Below are 21,459 nucleotides of genomic sequence, written 5' to 3' on the forward strand. Positions count from 1 at the left end.
TCACCTCATTTCTGCATACTTATCTGCAACCAGAGGTATTTCATCTAAAACAACTTTCTCTCCATCTTCAGTATACGTGTATGTTATATTTCCCCTGCTGTCGTGTCCACACCATTTAACATCGCTCATAAACACATCATAATCTGAACAGGTTTCAAATGTTTCTCCTTTATTGTATTTCTGGCAAATAAGCACACAGCATTTTGCGTGGGTATGCGGCTGAAACAAATCTTCTGGTAATGTAACTACCGCAAGAATTTTTGCCTTACTCTGAATATAATTTACAATATACTGATATTTGGGCATACCAAAAATGCTTTCGAGTAGAACAATACCCATTCGTCCACCATCTCGAAGCATCTGAAAACAGCGTTCAATAAACAAAAGTTGAGGAGGTTGCTTATCAACTAAATCCCCTTTGACAAAAGTTCCATCTGTCTCCTGCTTCCATTTGTGCCCTAAATCGTAGAGACTCAAAATTTCTGTCGTATCAATAGACAGTTTTTTACCAAAGGGTGGATTGGTAACAATTACATTAAATGTCCCTGGCTGAATATCTTCGGTGGTTTTGGGGCTCCAATTATCAAAACTATCCAAACTATTTTCGCAGTGGACGCCACCTCTACCATCACCAAGAATTGCAAGATACGCTTTTGCCACCTTACTCAAGAAATTATCTTTGTCTATCCCTCGGAAGTTTTTTATAGCAACCTTTTGCTTCTCGGCTTCTATTTCAGCCTCAGGCCAACCTAATTCTGTGGCTTTCTTTTCAAGCTTGCTCCAGACGTATCGCAAGGATTCAACCAAAAATCCTCCGCTTCCACATGCCGGGTCTAAAATCTTTTCATCGGTATCTGGATCAATCATCTTTATAACCATGTTTACAACATTTCTTGGCGTAAAAAACTGACCCTGAGCACCCTTAAGAGATGGGCCAATGAAAATTTCAAATGCTTCGCCAACAGCATCTCTAGAACTATCCTTCAAACTATATAACTGGAGCTCACCTACAATGTATTTAATGCACTTTGCATCCAAACTGATAGAATCTGCGACATCAATTACATCGTTATACTGATGCTTTACCTTTTCGAAAAGTTCTAAAATTCTACCTCGAACGTCTTCGTCTTTTTCGTTAATTCCTGCACGAAATTTGACAGTATCATCTGGTCTAGTAAATCTTTCGTCGTAAATTTTGCAAAAAATCAGATTTATTATCTGCGACGCAAAAACTTCATCTCTGGTAATTCCAACAGCGTTTGCAGCTAAATAGTTTCTAATAGTTCTAAATGTAGGCTTCAAATTTTCGGCGGGTCGGAGATCTTTTCTTTTGAATTTTCCGATATCTTCTACTCTTTCGCCATAGCGAGGAATGTTCGGAATTTCCTCAAAGAGGATTTTACCATCTTTCTCGATCTTTTGAAGATACAATCTCTCTTCACCGTTGAACCAAACGCCGAGATATGCTTTTGAAAAACGAAGATAATCCTCTAACTGACTTCTGCCATCTTTTCGATTTTTCTTCTTACACTCAACAATAATGTAAACATCTTCTTCGTTATGTGTTTCGCTTGAAAACACTGCGATGTCCACAGGATATTCTTTCTTTTTATCCGACGGTCTTACTTTTACTCGATACTGCGGGCGGGTATGTACATGAGATTTCGGATACCCATAGTCATCTACTAAAATCTTAGAAAAGGGCTGCACCGCTTCTACTTCTTCTGGAGTTTCTTTTACCTGCAATCCAGATATATAATCAATGATATAGCCTTCTTTAATTTCATCCATTTTTCTGTCCTCCTGTTGATGATTGATCCATTCTATTACGAATGCTTTCTATTGCTTTTGGATTATCAATCACCCATTTAGCAATATCTGCAGGCATATCCTTTCGGCCTTTTGCTGCAAGATCAAAAAAAAGTTTTCGTGCGGTACTATCAGCCTTTAAAATTTCCATAGCTTTAAATTGTAATTCTGGTGGTGGAGGATTTACCCTTCCTGACAGAATATCATAGAAGTATGGCTTTGTGATTCCAAGCGCTGTATAAAATTCATGTTGAGACATACCAGCATCTTTGATCAGTATTTTAAGATAGTCTCCAAAGCTGATATTTTCAGACATAGATCCTCACCTCCTCTGAAAGTATGTATGTTTACATACTAACATATGAGCTCTAAAAAGACAACAATTTGCACGGTAAAAAAACAAAGTCTCCTCGTGGAGACTTTGTTTTCTGCCTTTATCGCTTAATTTTACCTTCCATCTATCCTCAATTTTATTTTTCCGCGTTGACGTGAGAAATACAACCATAAATTATGGAGAGAAATCGTATCTTTATAGCTACGGAACTTACTGCGAAGATCACCATTTTCCTGGTCCGGTTCTGCGATACGAAGCTGACCACGAACAGACTTGTACTCTATCAGCTCTGAGGTCAGTGCGGCTACCTTCACTTTCAACTCGCTTATCATTTTCATGCATCTAGAGCTATCGGGTATGCGGAACACCTTACAACAAAGCATTTCAAGATATTCGACTGATGGATCTGCAATTTTCGGTGGACGCCTGTGGGAAGAATTATCCCACCCTGAAAAAACTCAAGGGCCTATTCAACCAGCTGTACGCCTACGCCATAAAAAACGATATCTGCAACAAGGATTACTCCGAGTTTGTGGATTTGAACCGGTACAAGGATAAGCATCCCAACAAGTGTGACCGGAACAAGTTTACTAAGGATCAGATCGCCCGCCTGTGGAAGCTTGCAGAGGACCCGTACTATCCAGATCGTGTTGATGCTGACCGTGCGTCCGTAAGAACACCTTATTTCTTGTGATGCGAAAGGTGTCCACGGACTGTTAGAAATTCTGCTGTTGACAAAGCAGCGACTGAAAGTATCATTGATTTTCACAAGAGAAAAGGGACCACAAGCATTTTGTGGCCCAAACAGTTCAATAGCAAACTAAAATTTGATTGAGTGTTACGCTATATCGTCAGTGACATGAAACGTAACTTTATGCGCTGCTGCGTCAATTTCGCAAATCATAGCATAATATGTTCTTTCTATACAAATATTCCCATTAGAAGTAAGACTGACGAGAACTAGAGCGGTTCGCTCATCATCAATAACAACAGCAGTAGTGGCATCCTGGACGATTCTATATTCTCTCGTAAATTCTAATGTCCACGGACCAAAGCTGCAAGAAAACATAGGCACTACCTCCAAAATTTTGGTTTATCTTATGCTTGTATACGCAATCTAATTATAACAAAACACGAGTGACAATCAAGTTGTCATCACCCGATTTATCCGCAAGGGAACCTGCGCGGAGAGTGTAGCATATCGGGGAAGCGATAAGTCGGCAGAGCTATCCACGCCGCGACTGAATTGCAAGATGAAATGTCAGTTATGAGGATAAAAGCTGGATTGCTTAGAAGACAGCCCGAAGGGTCATACTCAAGTTCCTGCCACACGATAGCTGAAGTGGCAGGCGATATAAGGAGTTTCACAGAGGCTAGGTGAAATTGCCCATAATGCTTTTGTACCGACCAACTGCAAAAGCGGTAAAAGGCAAACGTCATATCCGACAAACTGACAAGCTATTTCTAACAGTCTAAACGGAGATTGCCTAAACCGGAACGTCCCAAAGGGCTATGCGTAATGCCGCAAGGTGATAAATTCCAAGGATTAACACCCCGAGAAAGATGACGCTGAAAATCCGGCATGGTAACGGAGACCCCATAGTAGTCCGAGGGCGGGAAACCCATCTACATGGCGAAGGGGGCCAGTTTGTCTATCATCTATCAGTATAGAGAAAGAAACGGTGTGTGAGACACCATGAGAAATCCAATCGACGTATTGAACAGTCTGAAACCCAAAGCCAAAGACCCAACCTATCATTACGAACGACTGTACCGCAACTTTTATAACATAGAGTTCTATTTGCAGGCGTACTACAACATCTATGCCAAACCTGGAAACATGACCCCCGGAACGGATAGGCAGACTATAGATGGAATGGGTATGGAGCATATCAGAAAACTAACCACAAGTCTAAAAGACCACAGTTACCAGCCCAGTCCCGCACGACGCACCTACATCAAGAAAAAGAATGGAAAATTGCGCCCGCTGGGCATCCCGTCTTTTGATGATAAGCTGGTACAGGAAATCGTGCGGATGCTGCTGGAGGCTATCTATGAGCCAACCTTTTCTAACTATTCCCACGGATTTCGGCCTAACCGTAGCTGCCACACGGCACTTTTGCAGTTGCAGTGGAATTTCAGCGGGGGCAGATGGTTTATAGAGGGCGATATTAAATCGTTCTTCGATAACATAAACCGTATATGGTTCGAACAGAAACAGTAAGGCTTCATTTTCTCCGTTTCGCGGTTTGTGCTATGCTCATATAAATCCCCTTTGACTTTTCGGCATAATTTCATCAGAGCTTGAAAAACTCTGTACCTACACCGGACGTTTGCTTTATGAAATGACCACGCTCAAATTTTGCGTCTTCATCATTCTGAATTGCGGCATACTCTGGGTAAAATTCACAAATCGCGTTTAGTAGCGCATTTATTCAACTACACAGCTTCCCTTTATTTCTGGGTAAAAAGGGAAAGCGCCAAAGTATTCCGGGTGTTCTTCTGCCCCATAAAGTGCAGCAGTGTATAAAGAGTCCTTATTTTCAATTTCTGGAAGACGGCATTTTATCTGATACCGGCGCATTTCATAATTTATCACATATCGTCCACTTTTTGGCCGGAGAATGTCATAAACACGCAGACCAGAATGGCTGGGAAATTCCTGTCCATAAGTCCGGGCTTTCTCAGACTGGAGACCAAAGAGAAGGATTGGGCAGAGGAACTTCTGCCGGAGAGTACGCCGGATATCTAACAGAACGCTGACGGCAACATGCTGTGGCCAAGCGCGCTCACATCAGCTGGTAGAGGAAATGCAGCCTAACAAACAGTTGGGCCTGAGCGTCAAAGTCCAGGTTGTGGCGGGTTCCCCACAGGCTTTGAATTTTTGAGATTCGATAGCGGATGGTGTTGCTGTGCTGATACATGTGCTTGGAGGTCAGTACAATGCTTCCACCGTATTTCACATAGGTAATCAGGGTATTCAAAAGCAAATCGGGGGCATCCCCGCTAGACACGAGGCGCTCCGACAGATCCGTATAGTAGCGATGGCTCCATGTGGATCCGGCGGCGTAACATAAGAGCCGGTCCACCCCAGTCTCCCGAAATTCTAGGCAGGCCTCCTGATTGATCCTACAGGAAATGTTTGCATAAATTGCCTCCTGAATAGCCTGTGAAATGGTCTCCAGTCCCCCGTTCTGCAGACTGATTCCCATCTGGTATGAGACAGCGGACTGAAAGCACAGCGCGAGAAAACGCCGTGCCTGTGTTTTGGTGAACGCCACCGGCCCTCTTGCGGTGCAGATGCAGAGCATTCCGTTCTTGTATGGAACCAGGGTGTATTGATAGTCCTCCAGATGGATACGGTGGCTGGACCTTCCGTCAGTGGGTTTGAGCGGCTCCTCGCTTGACTGCTCCTGCTGATTTCCCAGGTCCTCCGAGACGAACGCGGAGAAGATCAGATACGGCTCAAATGCCGGGTTCAACTGGAGCGCCAGCTCCCTGAGCGCGTCAGGAGTGCCGGAGGAGTTTGCCAGCAGTTTGTCAATCATCTTCCTCTGGTATTGGGGGTCGTTTTCAAGAATCGCGGTTTTCAGGTCGAACAAGACGTCATCCACATAGAGGCTGTCAAAAAACAAGATGGGAATGTTACTCTTGTTCGACAGCGTGCAAATGGAGTCGGGGAGTTGTCGGAAGTAAACATTTTTAATAGCAATTGCCGCGATTTTGCACTGGAATAAACTGGCTAGGGCTTCCTCCGCGGCGGATGGATCGTCTTTCGCGGCAGACAACGTGGTGATGACAAATTCGCCCTTTGGGAAGCTCTGCATGATGGCAGGCCCGGTCTCCCACTCGAAGAAGCCCGCGCTCTGCACATGATTACAGAGCCCACGTTCGCCGGAGACGAGAGCGAAATTTTTAAACAGAGGGCGCGAGAGAATGTCATTTACTGTGATCATCGTGTTGTATCCTTTCAATCCGGGCTGGAGGGGACAATTTTTTCATCCCCTATTATTCATGAAAATTAGTCTCTGTGCAATAGAAAATCTGAGCCGAAGTGGAAAATTTTGACCAGAATGACCATTGTACAATTTACAAATATTTCTGTCGAATTTTGAAATTCGTCCAATTGAATAAAATTTAATAATATGTAATCATAAAATTATCAGAAATAAACAGAAGGCTTGCACGAAAATAAAGAGAAGAATGATACTAAGGAGGCGTGTCAACATGAAACCCTTTGAATTTCAAGTCGACTATGTGAGGGAGCAGTTTCCGGCCCTGCGCAAAAGCGTCAACGGCCTGCCCGCGGCGTTCCTAGACGGCCCCGGGGGAACTCAGGTGCCTCTGCGCGTGGTTGAGAAGATCAACGACTACCTGCTCTGCAGAAATGCCAATGCACACGGCGTCTTTAAAACCTCTGTGGAGAGCGACGCGCTGGTAGTGCGGGCCCGGGAGACCTTTGCGGATTTCTTCAACTGTGATCCGGAGGAGGTCGCCTTCGGCGAGAACTCCTCCACCAACAATTTCAAGCTGGCGCTGGGCATGGCCCGCCAGCTTAAGCCCGGCGATGAGATCCTGATTACAGACATTGACCATGAGGGAAATCGCTCACCCTGGAGGACCCTGGAGGATTTCGGCGTGGTGGTCAAGAGCGTCAAAATCCACCCGGAGGCCATCACGCTGGATTTTGAGGACTTCCGCTCCAAGCTGACGGATAAGACCAAGGTGCTGGCTATCAACTGGGCGGCCAACTCCTGCGGAACGATTACCGATGTCAAGAAATTCATTGATGAGGCACATCGTGTGGGCGCGATTACGGTGGTTGACGCGGTGCAGTACGCACCCCATAAGGTGATTGACGTGAAGGCGGTCGGCATGGATATTCTACTCTGCTCCGCCTACAAGTTCTTCGGTCCACATTTGGGTATCATCTATTGCAAAAAGGATGTGGGCGAACAGATCAAGACGGCGCGCGTCATGGCATATGACAACGTTGAGATGCCCTATCGCCTGGAGACGGGTACCATCGCCATGGAGGCAGTGGTAGGTGCCGCGGAAGCCGTGGAGTTCATCGCGGACATTGGCCGCCAGCACAGCCAGTATTTTGAGGAGGAGACCGCCGCTCTGAGCGGACGCCGTAAGAGGATTGTCTCCGGTTTGCTGGCCATTGACAAGTACGAGGAGGCGCTGGCAGACCAGCTCAGGGCCGGTATCAGCCAGTTGCCGGGCGCCAAGGTGTACGGACCTCCGGTCGGGCATCCCAGAACTGCCACGGTGTCCTTCACCATCAGCGGCATCCACTCCAATAAGATCGCAAGATTCCTGGCCGAGCGGGGCATCTTTGTGTGGGACGGCGATTTCTACGCCATTGAGACGATTCTCCACACGCTAAAAATGGATGCTTGCGGCGGCTTCGTGCGGATTGGCTTGGAGCCCTACTCCACGCAGGCAGACGTGGATCGGGTGCTGACAGCGCTGCGCGAGCTGTGCGCAAACTGAGGGACAACTCTTTTCCTGGACGCATCTGGCCGCGGAATCAAAGCGCGGGAGGCTCCCCCTGGCGAACACGGTTGTTCATACATTTGCCCATGAGTGTAGATGGGCAGAGTAAATACAAAGAGAAAGTAGAAGGGAGAAAGACCATGAACAAAGAGACCAAGAAACAACGACGGCAAAAGCGCAAACCAACTCTAACGGAGAGCATCGTTCTGGTGCTTCTGATCGTGGCGGTCGCCGCCTCGTTCACGCTACTGGGACTCAAAAGTGTTCTCATGATGGTTACCATTACGATCTTGGCCGTAATCATGGGTTTGATCTGTGGGTATTCCTGGAAGGAGATGTCCGCGGCCGGTGAGGAGAAGGTCCGCAAATCCGCCTCCGTCATGATGCTGCTCCTGGTAATCGGCATGATGTTGGCCGCATTCATGTACAGCGGCACGCTTCCTATGGTGCTCTATTACGGCATCAAACTGGTGAATCCGAGCTGGCTTGCCCTCTCAGGCTTTCTGCTGTGCTCAGTGTTCTCCCTTGCTACAGGCACCTCCAACGGCTCTGCCAGTACGGCCGGCTTTGCGATCATGAGTATCGCGGCAGCCATGGGCGATGCGGTGAACTTTGGCCTTGTGGCCGGTGCCTGCTACGCCGGCTCCATGCTGGGCGACAAGATGTCCCCTCTATCCGACACCACGATTCTCGCATCTATGATTACAGAAAATGACATCTTCGACCATATCCGCCACATGTCCAAAACTGTCGGCCCTGCCGCGCTGATTACCATCATCATCTACGTGATCTACGGCGCGATGAACCACGGGGCCACCACATCCGTGGACGGAACCGCCGCGCTGCTGTCTGCGCTGGAGACACTTTACAGTTTCAACATTATTTTGCTGCTGCCCTTTGTTGTGATTATCTACGGCGCCATCACCAAAAAGGATACCAACATTGTCATCCTGCTGGCGGCGCTCTTGGCCGTTTTGCTGGGGTTCTTTTATCAGGGCTTGCCACTTGCAAATGGGATTAATGCCATGCACTCCGGCTTTAATGCTCAGATCATTCTGGACATGCACCCTGAGATCGACGCAGAGGCGATCTCCGCCTCCGGCGTACTTACATTGCTCAACCGCGGCGGTATTAGCGCCATGGTGGATGCCTTCATCATCACTTTTATCTGCATGTACTTTGCTGGCATTCTGGAATACATCGGTCTGATGGACGTCCTGGTCCACAGGGTGTTTGGTTTCGTCAAGGGTACAGGCTCCCTGATCGTGGTCAGCGGCATCATCTGCATCCTGCTGGCGGGCACCGCCGGCTCCACTGCCGTCATTCTGATCGGCGGACCGATGCTGCTGCAAAAGTACAAGGAGATGGGCCTGCATACGCTGAACCTGTCCAGAACGCTAGAGGACTTCGGCACCGGCTCCACCGGCTTTTATCCCTGGACCTCATCTGGAATTCTATACGCCTCCGTTCTGGGGGCTAGCAACCTGACGTTCCTGCGGTATTCCTTCTTTAGCTGGTTGGTCTGGGCCTTCGCGATCTTCTACGGCTTTACCGGACTTTGCATCAAGAAGGCCGCCCCTGAGACGCAGATTACAGAGGTGAAAGCCTGAGCAATATCCGCGCACTCCGGAGCGAAGGGGTGGGAGCGCATAGCCCGCTCTCCCCCCGCTCACGGGGAAGGACTCTGTCAGACCACGTAGGCATGGTTTGACCACGTATGGAGGTACAAGGAAATGATCGCGTTAAATCAAAAGGATCTGCACGTTCACTCCCCGTTTTGCCCGCACCGGGCCTCCGATGCCCCGCTGGAGGAGTACCTGACCGCAGCGGAGAAACAGGGCATTGTGGAGCTGGGCTTTGCCGAGCACGGCCCATTTCCGGCGCCGCTATCCCTGACGCAGTATACCAAGCATCCGACGCTTACGGATGAGGAGGTTGAGCTGTATTTTCGTGAGATGTACGCGCTCCGGGAGACCTATACCGGGCCGGTGAAAATCACCATCGGTCTGGAGGTTGATTTCCTAGAAGGGTTTGAGGAGGAGACGGCACGGTCCCTCGATCTCTACGGCCCCAGGATGGAGGACGGCCTTCTCTCCGTGCACAATCTGCTGGTGGATGGCAGATACCTGAATCTTGGCTATCAGCATAATATCATCGCGGCGGTGGGGAAGATGGGCGCCCGGAAGCTCAGCGAACTGTACTACAGAACTATGCTCAAGCTGGTGATCACAGATCTGGGGCCCTATAAGCCCAAGCGGGTCGGCCATCCCACGATGCTCGCTCTGTGCGGAAAACACTTCCCGGAGTTCAATGAGGAGCGAGCTCTGATGGAGGAGTTTGTCGCTGCGGCCAAGGAATACGGCTTTGCGCTGGAGCTGAACACCGCGGGGCTGGAGTCCCCAGAGGACTGCGAGGAGATTTATGGGCAGGCGCTGCTGCCGTACATGAAAAAGTATGACGTTCCCGTATCTTTGGGGGCCGACGCCCACAGGCCGGAGCGAATCGGCAGTGACTTTGACCACCCCGTGATTCTGGAGGCCATGAAATATCTGCGTCCCGTCTGGGGAGACGGGACGCTGAGAGCCGCCCGCGCAACAGGCACAGCGAGGTACGAGGAAGCAGCAAATGACTGCATTGGATAAAAAGGATCTGCATGTACACACGCCCTTTTGCCCGCATCGCCACACGGATGCGCCGCTGGAGGCCTATCTGGCCGCGGCGGAGAGGGCCGGAATGGCGGAGGTAGCGTTTACGGAGCACGCGCCGCTGCCGATTCCGCTGGAGCGGACACAGTACGAGGAGAATCCCAACCTGTCCGCGGACGGGGTGGATGCCTACTTTGCCGGTATGCAGGCCTTTCGAGAGCATTACACCGGCCCGGTGAGAATGCGCATCGGCCTGGAGGTGGAATATTTTGAGGGCTGTGAGGAGAAGACGGGCCATATTCTGGAGGCATACGGCCCCAGAATGGAGGACGGGCTTATCTCCGTGCACAACCTGCTGGTAGATGGCTGTTACCTGAATCTGGACTACCGGCACAACATCATCGCCGCCGTGAAGGCAGTGGGGGCCAGAAAGCTGGGCGAAATCTATTACCGGACCCTCATCAGGTCAGTGACGGCGGACCTGGGGCCCTGGCGGCCAAGACGCGTCGGGCATCCGACGCTGTTAGGGCGCTGTGGCAGGCTGTTCCCGGAGTTCTATGACAACCTTCCGGTGATGGAGGAGTTTATCCTAGTGGTGAAAGAGCAGGAATGTGCGCTGGAGCTGAATACCTCTGGGGTGCTGTACCCGGACGACTGCGGCCAAATTTATGGCGAGGCACTGCTGCCGCTCATTCAAAAGCACCGGGTGCCGGTCTCCTTGGGCTCTGATGCCCATGAGCCGGAGCGAATCGGCGGCGGGTTTGACTTGCCGGTGATTCAGGAAAATCTGAAAACGCTGCTTCCCGTGTGGGAGGCGTGAGTACGCCCGACGGACTGCCGGCGGACAAGCGGAAAAAAGGCGAAGCAATATGATGGAGTGGCTGGACAATCTACGGGAGTTTCATGCGCTGAGCGTCTTTTTGAGGATGACGTTGGCGGTTTTCTTGGGCGGCTTCATCGGCCTGGAGCGCAGTCAGAAGCACCGGCCGGCGGGGTTCCGCACCTATATGCTGATCTCCCTGGGGGCTGCGCTGACCATGATACTTAGCCAGTATGAAACCGAGATGATGAATACCTGCTGGCGGGAGACTGCATTACGCGTCGGAATTCGGACAGATGTATCTCGCTTTGGCGCACAGGTCATCAACGGCGTTGGCTTTCTGGGTGCGGGCACAATCCTCGTCACGCACAATCGGAGCGTGAAAGGTCTCACCACCGCCGCGGGACTGTGGGCCTCTGCCTGCATGGGTCTTGCCATCGGGGCGGGGTTCTATGAGTGCGTGCTCCCGGTATTTTTTCTGATTCTGTTTTGTATATGCATCCTTCCGCGGCTGGAGAAGCGCATGAAAGCCTACATGAAAAATATAAACATCTACGTGGAGCTGACATCACTGGACCAGATTCGTTCTGTCATTACCTGCCTGAAGGCACGGCAGATCCGTATCTATGAGGTGGATATCGAGCGCGGGCGCGAGGAAAAGAATCCAAGTGCTGTTTTTTATGTTCGCCTCCCAAAATCGCAGCCGCATATTGAGGTGATTTCCATCTTGATGAAGCTGGACGGTGTGCTGACCGTACAAGAAATTTAAGGGGGGCCTATGCTGCATGTTTTTGATGCCTTTCGCGATATATCGACGCTCTCTGTCGGCATCCGCCTGCTGATGGCCGTGCTCTGCGGAGGAGTGATTGGACTGGAGCGAGAGTACAAACGCCGCCCGGCGGGCTTCCGCACCCATATTCTGATCTGTCTGGGGGCGTCTGTTACCACGCTGACGAGTCACTATCTGCTGCTCTATATGGAGTGTTATACGGATGTCGGCAGGCTGGGCGCCCAAGTCATCGCGGGGATCGGCTTCATTGGCGCCGGGTGTATTCTTGTGACACGAAACCGGCGGGTGCGGGGGTTGACCACGGCGGCCGGCCTTTGGAGCGCGGCTATCATCGGCCTGGCCATCGGCGCCGGCTTTTATGAGGGCGCCATTTACGCAACGCTGCTGGTGCTGCTGGCGGAAATGGTGCTTACAAAACTGAAATACCTGCTCTGGAGAGATACTCCCGAGATCAATCTGTACCTTGAATGTACGCAGAACGCATGTCTGGACCAGCTGATGCAGGATCTCCGCATGGAGGGGGTCAAGATCCTGGACCTGGAGATCACGCGGGCCACTGCCTGCGAACAGGGCACCGCCTGTGCGCTCCTGACGCTGCAGCTACACAAGCAATATGACATGGACCAGCTGCTCCGGGAGATTTCGGACTGCCAAGGCGTGATGTCCGTTGAGCAGTTCTGAGTTTGGATGTCGAATGACAAAGGAGATACATACTATGATGAAATTGTCCAGCAAGATTCAAAAGTGCGGCTTTTCCCCCATGCGGAAATTTCAGTCCTATCAGGTGGCGGCGGAGGCCCGGGGTCTAAAAATCTATCACCTAAACATCGGACAGCCGGACATTGAGACGCCGAAGGTGTTTTTTGACACGATCCGGGAATTCCGACAGCCTGTTTTGAGCTACGCACCGTCCCCGGGCGTACCGGCCTATCTGGAGGCGGTGAAGCGCTATTACAGCGAGCTGAATGTCCCGCTTCAACAGGGGAACATCCTGGCGACGACCGGCGGCAGCGAGGCGCTGGAGATTGCCCTTGCCTGCATTCTGGACGACGGCGACGAGATCCTGATTCCGGAGCCCTTTTATCCCAACTACAATACCTTTGTCCGGATAACCGGCGGCTCTATCCGCCCAATTTCCACCTCTCCAGAGGAGGGGTATCGGTATGCGGACCGGGCCAGGATTGAGCCGCTGATCAACGAGCACACTCGGGCCATCCTGATGACGAACCCGGGTAACCCCACGGGCGTTGTCCTCTCCCCGGAGGAAGTGCGGCTGATGGCGGAGATTGCCAGGGAGCACGACCTCTTCCTCATCGGAGACGAGGTGTACCGTGAGTTTGTGTATGGCGGCGAAAAGCTGACGACCCTGTTGGAACTGGAGGATATGGCAGAGTATGTGGTGGTGATCGACTCGGTCTCCAAGCGGTTTTCCGCCTGCGGCGCCCGGATCGGCGCGCTGATCTCCCGCAACCAGGAGCTAATGGCCAATGCCATGAAGATCTGCCAGGGCCGGCTGTGTGCTGCAACGCTGGATCAGGTGGGTGCCACGGCACTCTACGGTGTGGATTCCTCGTATTTCGCCGCTGTGCAGGAGGAGTACAAAAAGCGCAGGGACACCTGTATGGAGGGCCTCTCCAAAATTCCCGGTGTGATGTGCGAATGTCCTAAAGGGGCGTTCTATATTATGGCCAAGCTACCAGTTGATGACACAGATCGTTTCCAGGCCTGGCTGCTGGAGGAATTTGACAACCACGGCGAGACCGTGATGTTCGCACCCGGCGAGGGCTTCTATGCCACGCCCGGCAAGGGACGGGATGAGATCCGTATCGCGTATGCCCTGCAGCAGAGGGATCTAGAGCGGGCCATGGCAGTGCTGGCCAGCGGGATTCAGGCTTATACGGCGCGCGCCGGAAAATCATAAACATTTCATGAAGTACGAAGACAATTTGGAGGGGTATAGAAATGAACGCCTATCTTGCCAGTGTAATTGAAAACGTCAAATCCAAGTACGCCAATGAACCGGAATTCGTCCAGACGGTGGAGGAGGTCTTCTCCTCCCTGGAGCCTGTGATCGAGAGGCATCCGGAGTATGAAAAAGCGGACCTTTTGAACCGGATGGTGGAGCCGGAGCGAATGTTTACCTTCCGCGTGGTGTGGATGGCGGATGACGGCACTTGGCATACCAACGTCGGCTATCGCTGCCAGTTCAATGGGGCCATCGGCCCTTACAAGGGCGGCCTGCGGTTCCAGGCGAATGTGTATCCCGGCATTATCAAATTCCTGGGTTTTGAGCAGATCTTCAAGAACTCTCTGACCGGACTGCCCATTGGCGGCGGCAAAGGCGGCAGTGACTTCGACCCCGCCGGCAAGTCCGACGCGGAGATCATGCGTTTTTGCCAGAGCTATATGCAGGCGCTGTACCGCTATATCGGCCCCGATGTGGATGTTCCCGCCGGTGACATGGGCGTGGGCGCCCGGGAAATTGGATATCTGTACGGAGAGTACCGCCGCCTGAAGGGCGTCTTTGAAAACGGCGTGTTCACCGGCAAGGGATTCTCCTATGGCGGAAGCCGCATCCGTCCGGAGGCGACTGGCTTCGGCGCGGTGTACTACCTGGAAAATGTTCTCAAGCACGAGGGAGAGTCCATCCAGGGAAAAACCATCGCCTGCGCGGGTTTCGGCAACGTGACCTGGGGCATCTGCAAGAAGGCGGCGGAACTGGGGGCCAAGGTGGTGACGCTGTCTGGCCCTGACGGCTATATCTATGATCCTGACGGAGTCACAACCAGTGAGAAAGTAGCGTACCTGCTGGAAATGCGCGCCAGCGGCCGGAACGTGGTCAAGGACTACGCTGATAAATTCGGCGTGGAGTTCTATCCCGGCGAGAAGCCTTGGGGAGTCAAGGTGGATATCTGCATGCCGTCGGCCATGCAGAACGATGTCTATTTGGAGCACGCCAAGAAGATCGCCCAGGCCGGCGTCAAGTACTACATCGAGGTGGCCAATATGCCCACCACCAACGACGCGCTGAGGTATCTGATGGACTGCGGTTTGATTGTCGCTCCCAGCAAGGCCGTCAACGCCGGCGGCGTCGCCACCTCCGCTCTGGAGATGGCCCAGAACAGCGAGCGCATGGTGTGGACCGCACAAGAGGTGGACAAGCAGCTCAGGCAGATCATGAACACCATTTATACCATGAGTGTGGAGGCCGCCGAGGAATACGGCCTGGGTTACAATCTGGTGGCCGGCGCCAACATCGCGGGCTTCCAGCGGGTGGCTGATGCCATGATGGCCCAGGGGATCTTTTGAGAGAGGAGGAAGAAGGATGACAATTCAGGAATATGTGGAGAGGGGCCGGAAGGCCGTAGAAGCGATCAAGGATTACGACCAGGCGCAGACCGACAAACTGGTGTACGAGGCGGCGAAGATCATCTATCAGCATGCTGCTGAACTGGCCCGGGAGGCCGTGGACGAGACAGGGCTGGGGTACTATGAGGACAAGATCTGCAAGAATACGGACACGCCGGCGGCGTTTTGGGCGTACCTGAGGGATAAGAAGTCCGTGGGGATCATCAGCGAGAACAAGGAGACGGGGATTATCGAGGTGGCGCACCCTGTGGGTGTGATCGCGTGCGTGACACCGGCGACGAACCCAAATGTGACCCCGCTGGGGAACTTCATGGACGCGGTGAAGGGGAAGAACGCGATCATCGTCTCTCCCGCGCCCCGTGCGGCGAAGTCCACCACCCATACGGTGGAGCTGATCCGGGAGGCAATGGTGAAGTGCGGCGCCCCGGCCGACCTGATCCAGGTGCTGAGCGAGGTGACGCTGGCGAACTCACAGGCGCTGATGGAGGCGTGCGACCTGGTGATCGCCACCGGCGGCAGCGGGATGGTGAAGGCGGCGTACTCCAGCGGAACGCCGGCATACGGCGTGGGCCCCGGGAACCCGCCGGTGGTTCTGGACCGTGGGTATGACCTGAAGGAAGCGGCGAAGATGACGGTGACGGCAGTGGGGAGTGACAACGGCATCCTGTGCGACGGGGACAACCTGCTGCTCTATCCCCAGGAGGAAGAGGAAAAGTTCTTCCAGGCACTGAAGGACGAGGGCGTGGTGCTGTTTGAGGACAAGGCGGACGTGGAGAAGTTCGGGGCCGTGCTGTTCCACGACGGACATCCGGTGCCGGAGCTGGTGGGAAAAGACGCGCCAGTGATTGCGAAGGCGGCGGGCTTTGACATTCCGAAGGACACAAAGGTCATGGGCTTGAAGATCGACGCGGTGGGGAAGGCGAATGTGCTGAACAAGGAGATCATGGGTCCCATTGTGGTGCTGAAGGGGTATGAGAGCTTTGAGGAGGCCGTGGCGATGGCGATCCAGAACATGGAGGAGGCCGGTGGCATCGGGCACACGGCGGGTATCTTCAGCAATGACCGCAAGCATATTGAGTACTATGGCGAGCGGATTCCTGTGGCGCGGGTACTGGTGAACCAGCCGACTCCGGACGCATGGGGCCCGAGCACGAACGGGCTGAGTCCGGCGGTGTCTGAGAGCTGCGGCACGTGGGGGAATAACATTCTGTGCGAGAATGTGGACTACATCCACCTCATCAACGTCTCGAAGATTGCTCTGCCCCTGGATGTTCAGGTCCCCAGCCCCGAGGAGCTCTTCAAGAACTGAGCCGAGACCTAATAAGAAAGAAGAGGGCACCCGACTATTAATCATTTCCATCGAAAGGCGGGTGCCCTCTTTTTACGCCCGCCTTTCCGTAGGCGACGAGGACAGGGATGGCGGTGAGAACAACGCCATTCAGAACCAAAAGAAATTTCTGGAAAGCTACGCCAGACAGCTAAATCTGACGGATATCCGGCATTACATTGACGACGAAAGCGGCAGGTTTTTTTGTCTGTTCCGTCTACTTTTGCATGATAGAGGACATGGAAAACGGCAAAATCGACGTGTGCATTATAAAAGACATGACCCGTTGGGGGCGCGACTATCTCCAGACAGGGAACACTATGAAGATTTTCAGACGGAACAACGTGCGCTTTATCACGGCATAGATACCGAGAAGCCCGACACGCTGAGGTTTGCGCCCTTTATCAATATCATGTCGGAGTGGTACGCGAAAAAATACTAGCGACAAGGTCAATGTTATTAAATTAAGAACCAGGTCATCTGACCTGGTTCTTAATTTTGTGGTTTTAACGCAAAACAGCTATATTTGTATCAAAAAATTTTTGTTTTTTCTAATCATTTATGCAAAGAACGCTCAACTTAATGACATTAGTGACAAGGTACAGCGCATCTTTCAGATGAGCGTGTCCGGCTTGGAACCTACTCAAGTCGCCAAGAAACTGCGCTCCGAGGGTGTGTTGCCTCCAGCGAGTATCTGCAAAGCATCGGTGTGAAATACCCGGTAAAGCCCCCGGCGTTCCCGTACAACTGGCGTTCCGCCACTGTAGCGGACATCCTCCCGGACACCCATCCCGCCATTATCGACTGGGAAACCTTCGCGCTCACCCGGGACCTCCGCCAACACCACCTGTGAGTATGTTCTCCGGGTTTCTCTACTGCGCCGACAGCGGCGGAAAGCTGTAATTACAGTGCAACCAACAACTACAAGCGGGAGCAGGCGTTTTTCTTCTGTTCCAGTTACCACAAAAATTCAAGCGTGTGTTCCGCACACTATATTCGGGAACACATCGTGGAGCGGCTGGTGCTGGAGGGCCTGCAAAGGCTGCTGTAATATATCCAGTGTTACGAAAAACGGTTTGCACAGGAGCAGATGGAGTGGTTCGGCCTGCAAGAGAGGAGGGAACTGTCCACCAGACAGCGGGAGTTGGAGAAGGCCAAACAGCGAGTAGCGGAGATCGACAGGCTAATCCAGAAAAGTTACAAGGACATGAGCAATGGGCCATCTCGTCCTTCCCGGAGATCAATGTGCTTTTGAGAAAGTCCGGCAAGAGGCTGGAGCATTGGAGGGCAACAACTTTGCAGTCCATGCCATGCCATTGGCAGCCAGGACCGGCGCGTTGGTCAGAAGTCATGTCTGATAGCGGTAAGGATCAAGGTCATTCGCCTTGGCCGTCTCAATCATGCCGTAGATCACAGCGCTGCTCTGCGCACCGCGCGGCATGTTGGCAAAGAGGAAGTTCTTCCGCCTAATTACAAAGGGCTTCATGGACCATCCCGTCAGATTGTTGCCCAGCTTCAGATAGCCATCCTCCAGAACGCGGCCCAGATACGACGATGGTTCCTTCAGATAATAAAGGGTTTTGCCCAACGCGGATTTCGGAGAGGCCCTGTTTGTTTTGCCCACGCCCATGCAGTGTTTATCACCGGCTTGGACCGGGCCAGATGCTGCGTATATCGTTCTTCCGGTGGCAATCCGGCCAGTTCCTGCTCAATGGAGAACAGTCTGCGGCAATAGGCCTGTCCCTGCAATGCTGCGGCGTTGTGCTGGTCCTGCTTCGGCAGGGACTTCACAGCCCCATCAAACTTCCGCCGCAGGTGCGCCCAGCAGCCCACCACGCGAGTAGGCTCCGGCAGGCACACTGTGGTAGCTAGGATGGCCGTTCGCGTGGAGCCAGCCATGGAAGTCCATGAGGAATTCTGCCGAGTTGCTTGCTTTGCGGTCAGGGCGGTACTCGTAGGGGATCATCGGTTCTGCTGTATAGCTGCTGGTCCAGTAGAGCCACATATAGCTCTTGGACTGAGCAGACTTTCTCGGCTCTTTCAGCACTTGGAGCGTTGTCTCGTCCGCATGAAGTACCGCCTCCTTCACAAGCCGTCGGTTCATCTTTACGTAGATCGGCGCCAGCTAATCATCAGAAGCCCGGAGAATCCAATTGGACATAGTCTGCTGGGAAAGCTGGATGTCGGAACGGTTCAGGCCCTGTTCCTGCTGGTACAGAGGAGATGCCACCACAAACTTCTGTACCATAATATGAGCAATGATCTCCGGCGAGACATAGCTGCCGGAGATCACTGGCGGGACCTTTTCCGTTTCAGGGGCGGCGTTTCAAACATTTCAATTCTGCATTTCTGGCAGGCATAGGTGTAATAGACAACTTCACGGATCGTTGCTGTGGCAGGATACAGCACAAGCGTGCACCGGAACTCCTTGCCAATTTGCTCCACCATGGTGCCGCAGGCTGCACGAACTCGTTCCTCCTCTGGGATGCTGTGCTTCACCGTCTCAACAGCAACACACTCTTGGAGAATCTCATCCAGATCGCTGGAACGCTTCTGATGCATATGCACAGACACGGCGGTATCTTCAATCGGCTCCTCTTCTATGGGGCGCCATACCTCCGCTTCATTAAAGAGGAGACTGAGCTGTTCAGCGAGTTCTTTTGTTGCCTGTTCAGAAGATGTACCAAAGAGCGTTTTCTTCACTAGACGCAACTACCCCATGAGATAGTCCAGTTTCTGGTTCAGCTCAGTGTTTTCGGCTTTGAGCGCGTCATATTCCGCGCGGGAGATGGAGATATGCTCCTCATTTCCCGTGATGCTTTTTTCTAAAATCGTGGTATCTTTCACACTTTAATTATATTGCAAAAGCCGTTGGAAAACCAGCATTCCCAACGGCTTTTGGGCTAAATGTTTGAATTTTTACAGCTACACGACACAGCTTAGTCCCGTTACCTCTTTGTGAGCTTTTGGCTGCTCAATTTTCGGTCCCCCCATTAGCCACCGGTATTGCTGAGGCGTCAGGGCCCTCACTTCGCTTTCAGAGCGCGACCGCTGGTATACGCCCTGCTCCAGCCGTTTATACAGCAGAATGAACCCGCCCTTTTCCCAGCACAACCCCTTGATCCGGTCTTTCCGCCGTCCGCAGAACAGAAACAGCGTGTCCGTGAATGGGTCCAACTGAAACTGCTGTTGGACAATACTGGTCAGCCCATCGATTCCACGCCACAGATCCGTATACCTGCAGGCGATGTACACCTTATCTGCCCCGGTGAAATCGTTCAGCATATCCGCAGCAACTCCACCAATGCCCGCAGTAATTCCGGCCCCACTTCCTGGTACAGGTCTATGCTGCCGCTTCCAACATTGAGTGTTGCGGTACGTTCCGAAACGTTTCGCAGTGGCTGCGGCGCTGGCAGTTCCACAATATACAGTCCCAGAACGTCTCTCGCCGGCTTTCCTGCGAATACCCGACAGGACCTCTCATTCCCATCGGTAATACATTGTTGGCGTGATGCCCCGTTGGCGACACCACTCCCGCACGGACAGCCCGCTGCTCCGGCAGTCCTGTATCGCCGATCCCCATTCCTGTACCTTCGCATGGTGCTTCAGTTCATTGCTCGTCATCTGGATGCGCCGCCTAAAAGTTAATAGTGGCGAAACATTTCAAAACGTTCCACCACTATTTTCTCATGTCTATCTATCTGTTACTGTGTTTGACGCTTACAATTCCTCTATCGTTAAATTAAAAAAGAGAGCGGAAGGCCGACACTTTCTTAAGGAGTGCCGGCCTTGGGCTGTCCTGTCCTTTTTCCGGCTCTGTCGAAAAGCTGTTCGATTTGCCGGGAAGTTGAAATTTACTGGTTGAGTCTGCCTTCGGAAGTGGCTTCCATGACCATGAAAATAGAGAAAAATATTTGACCACGTTAACCACGTTAAAAAGAGAAACGAAGAAGAGAGGTGTAAATTATGCGGAACTTTCGGCAGAAATTGATATTCCAAGGACGACCCTGCAAGGATATTTGAACGGTACTTCGCATCCAAGAGCTGACTCCATGGAAAATCTCACGGATAAATTGAGGATTTCTGTAGCAGAACTGGTTTCCGGTGAAGAGCAATCTGTATCTGCGAGTGATTCTGATTTTAACCAGATCCTCTCCACCATTCCAGCCATCCACCCCATGGCCCTGCCTGCCGCTTAGCAAGCAGCTTCCCTGCTGAAAATCCTATTCCAACTGTCCGCGGACCTGTATGCTGCAGAGAACATGGACATTGATACGCCGTGCCAGAACTCGGGCTATCGATACTGGCTCCTTGAAATGTGGGATCCATTCCGCTGTAGACTGTCTTATGGAATTCTGGTAAAAGAGCGCATGCACGCATGGAAGCTGGTCTACGATTACAATGGTGGTGCCTTTCTCCAGCAACAGGTCTGACATCTTTGGCTTGATTGACTACTGCACCAGATTGCAGCTCGCCCCAGAACATCTCTTGGACGTGGTGCAGGACTTCTTGGCTCAGCAGGTACTCACTACTTAATATTTTTGCTTTCAGTGGTGACCGAATTTCGGTCACCACTTTCTCTATCCGACGCATGTACTTTACTGCTCCGTTTGACGCTTACCCACATCTAAACCGTAAATCTATTATACGGAGATGGCTGGACAAGACTGTCCAGCCATCCTTTCAGGAGCGTGCCTTTTCAACGAAGCTTTTTCTGCTGCAATGAGCGTCAGAGGACGGAGCGCGTATAGGGAGCTTTTATAAGAACCGTTACTTTGCAGAAGAGGAGTCCCTATCCGGCGTCGGTTCCATGTTAGGCACAGACAGGATCAGCACGGCAGATTGTAAGGAACCCACCGATAA

17 protein-coding genes and 5 pseudogenes are annotated in these 21,459 nt (G+C 52.0%); 14 read left to right on the forward strand and 8 right to left on the reverse strand.

Going from position 1 to position 21,459, the window contains the following annotated elements; translation table 11 throughout:
* Entirely contained in the window at positions 1-1,791 is a 1,791-nt protein-coding gene (locus tag KJS55_RS08910; protein WP_213543158.1) for a type I restriction-modification system subunit M, read from the reverse strand.
* Positions 1,784-2,125 carry a helix-turn-helix domain-containing protein gene (locus KJS55_RS08915; RefSeq protein ID WP_213543159.1) on the reverse strand — a complete coding sequence of 114 codons (342 nt, stop codon included), beginning with the start codon at positions 2,123-2,125 and terminating at the stop codon, positions 1,784-1,786. Before KJS55_RS08915 ends, KJS55_RS08910 begins: the two co-directional genes overlap by 8 nt.
* Positions 2,126-2,543: 418 nt before the next feature.
* On the opposite strand from KJS55_RS08915, the gene KJS55_RS08920 reads away from it, so the two are divergent.
* A complete protein-coding gene (locus tag KJS55_RS08920; protein WP_213543160.1) occupies positions 2,544-2,837 on the forward strand; it encodes a hypothetical protein in 294 nt (97 codons plus the stop codon).
* A 1,002-nt stretch (positions 2,838-3,839) separates the two neighbouring features.
* A pseudogene (locus tag KJS55_RS08925) lies at positions 3,840-4,340 on the forward strand (reverse transcriptase domain-containing protein); the annotation flags it as partial.
* 592 nt (positions 4,341-4,932) lie between these two features.
* On the opposite strand, the gene KJS55_RS08930 reads toward KJS55_RS08925, so the two are convergent.
* Positions 4,933-6,099: a PucR family transcriptional regulator gene (locus KJS55_RS08930; RefSeq protein WP_213543162.1), complete on the reverse strand. Its 1,167-nt coding sequence runs from the start codon at positions 6,097-6,099 to the stop codon at positions 4,933-4,935.
* A gap of 271 nt (positions 6,100-6,370) precedes the next feature.
* On the opposite strand from KJS55_RS08930, the gene KJS55_RS08935 reads away from it, so the two are divergent.
* The 11 genes and pseudogenes from KJS55_RS08935 to KJS55_RS17690 all read left to right on the forward strand — a co-directional run.
* Complete coding sequence (locus KJS55_RS08935; protein ID WP_228300497.1) at positions 6,371-7,642, forward strand: cysteine desulfurase-like protein; 1,272 nt, start codon at positions 6,371-6,373, stop codon at positions 7,640-7,642.
* Between the two features lie 143 nt (positions 7,643-7,785).
* Complete coding sequence (locus KJS55_RS08940) at positions 7,786-9,255, forward strand: Na+/H+ antiporter NhaC family protein (protein ID WP_213543164.1); 1,470 nt, start codon at positions 7,786-7,788, stop codon at positions 9,253-9,255.
* Positions 9,256-9,378: 123 nt separating this feature from the next.
* The gene (gene hisJ, locus KJS55_RS08945; protein ID WP_213543165.1) at positions 9,379-10,287 is read left to right on the forward strand and encodes a histidinol-phosphatase HisJ; all 909 of its coding nucleotides are present in this window, start codon (positions 9,379-9,381) and stop codon (positions 10,285-10,287) included.
* Entirely contained in the window at positions 10,271-11,110 is an 840-nt protein-coding gene (hisJ, locus tag KJS55_RS08950) for a histidinol-phosphatase HisJ (RefSeq protein WP_213543166.1), read from the forward strand. Before hisJ (KJS55_RS08945) ends, hisJ (KJS55_RS08950) begins: the two co-directional genes overlap by 17 nt.
* Before the next feature lie 49 nt (positions 11,111-11,159).
* On the forward strand, positions 11,160-11,879 hold the full coding sequence (locus KJS55_RS08955; RefSeq protein WP_213543167.1) for an MgtC/SapB family protein: 720 nt from the start codon (positions 11,160-11,162) through the stop codon (positions 11,877-11,879).
* Between the two features lie 9 nt (positions 11,880-11,888).
* Complete coding sequence (locus tag KJS55_RS08960) at positions 11,889-12,581, forward strand: MgtC/SapB family protein (protein WP_213543168.1); 693 nt, start codon at positions 11,889-11,891, stop codon at positions 12,579-12,581.
* Between the two features lie 34 nt (positions 12,582-12,615).
* Positions 12,616-13,821 (forward strand): pyridoxal phosphate-dependent aminotransferase, encoded by a 1,206-nt coding sequence (locus KJS55_RS08965; RefSeq protein WP_394806208.1) that lies wholly within the window; start codon positions 12,616-12,618, stop codon positions 13,819-13,821.
* A gap of 41 nt (positions 13,822-13,862) precedes the next feature.
* Entirely contained in the window at positions 13,863-15,209 is a 1,347-nt protein-coding gene (gene gdhA, locus KJS55_RS08970; protein ID WP_213543169.1) for an NADP-specific glutamate dehydrogenase, read from the forward strand.
* A 16-nt stretch (positions 15,210-15,225) separates the two neighbouring features.
* Positions 15,226-16,578 carry an aldehyde dehydrogenase family protein gene (locus KJS55_RS08975; protein WP_213543170.1) on the forward strand — a complete coding sequence of 451 codons (1,353 nt, stop codon included), beginning with the start codon at positions 15,226-15,228 and terminating at the stop codon, positions 16,576-16,578.
* A gap of 43 nt (positions 16,579-16,621) precedes the next feature.
* Positions 16,622-17,029: pseudogene (locus KJS55_RS17345) on the forward strand (recombinase family protein); the annotation flags it as partial.
* 477 nt (positions 17,030-17,506) lie between these two features.
* Positions 17,507-17,647 (forward strand): annotated as a pseudogene (locus KJS55_RS17690) (recombinase zinc ribbon domain-containing protein); the annotation flags it as partial.
* Positions 17,648-17,944: 297 nt separating this feature from the next.
* Here KJS55_RS17690 and KJS55_RS17505 read toward each other — a convergent pair.
* From KJS55_RS17505 to tnpA, 5 genes and pseudogenes are all read right to left on the reverse strand, one after another.
* Positions 17,945-18,495: pseudogene (locus tag KJS55_RS17505) on the reverse strand (IS66 family transposase).
* Positions 18,395-18,844, reverse strand: a pseudogene (locus KJS55_RS17510) (IS66 family transposase). The pseudogenes KJS55_RS17505 and KJS55_RS17510 overlap by 101 nt, the downstream one beginning before the upstream one ends.
* Before the next feature lie 41 nt (positions 18,845-18,885).
* The gene (locus KJS55_RS09005) at positions 18,886-19,299 is read right to left on the reverse strand and encodes an IS66 family transposase (RefSeq protein ID WP_213543175.1); all 414 of its coding nucleotides are present in this window, start codon (positions 19,297-19,299) and stop codon (positions 18,886-18,888) included.
* A gap of 222 nt (positions 19,300-19,521) precedes the next feature.
* Entirely contained in the window at positions 19,522-19,881 is a 360-nt protein-coding gene (tnpB, locus tag KJS55_RS09010) for an IS66 family insertion sequence element accessory protein TnpB (RefSeq protein ID WP_213543176.1), read from the reverse strand.
* A 195-nt stretch (positions 19,882-20,076) separates the two neighbouring features.
* A complete protein-coding gene (tnpA, locus tag KJS55_RS17695; protein ID WP_394806202.1) occupies positions 20,077-20,220 on the reverse strand; it encodes an IS66 family insertion sequence element accessory protein TnpA in 144 nt (47 codons plus the stop codon).
* A 290-nt stretch (positions 20,221-20,510) separates the two neighbouring features.
* Between tnpA and KJS55_RS09015 the strand changes: the two genes are divergently transcribed.
* Positions 20,511-20,795 (forward strand): helix-turn-helix domain-containing protein, encoded by a 285-nt coding sequence (locus KJS55_RS09015; RefSeq protein ID WP_213543177.1) that lies wholly within the window; start codon positions 20,511-20,513, stop codon positions 20,793-20,795.
* Positions 20,796-21,459: the final 664 nt, after the last annotated feature.

This window comes from Pusillibacter faecalis (genome assembly GCF_018408705.1).
Taxonomy (GTDB): Bacteria; Bacillota; Clostridia; order Oscillospirales; family Oscillospiraceae; genus Oscillibacter; species Oscillibacter faecalis.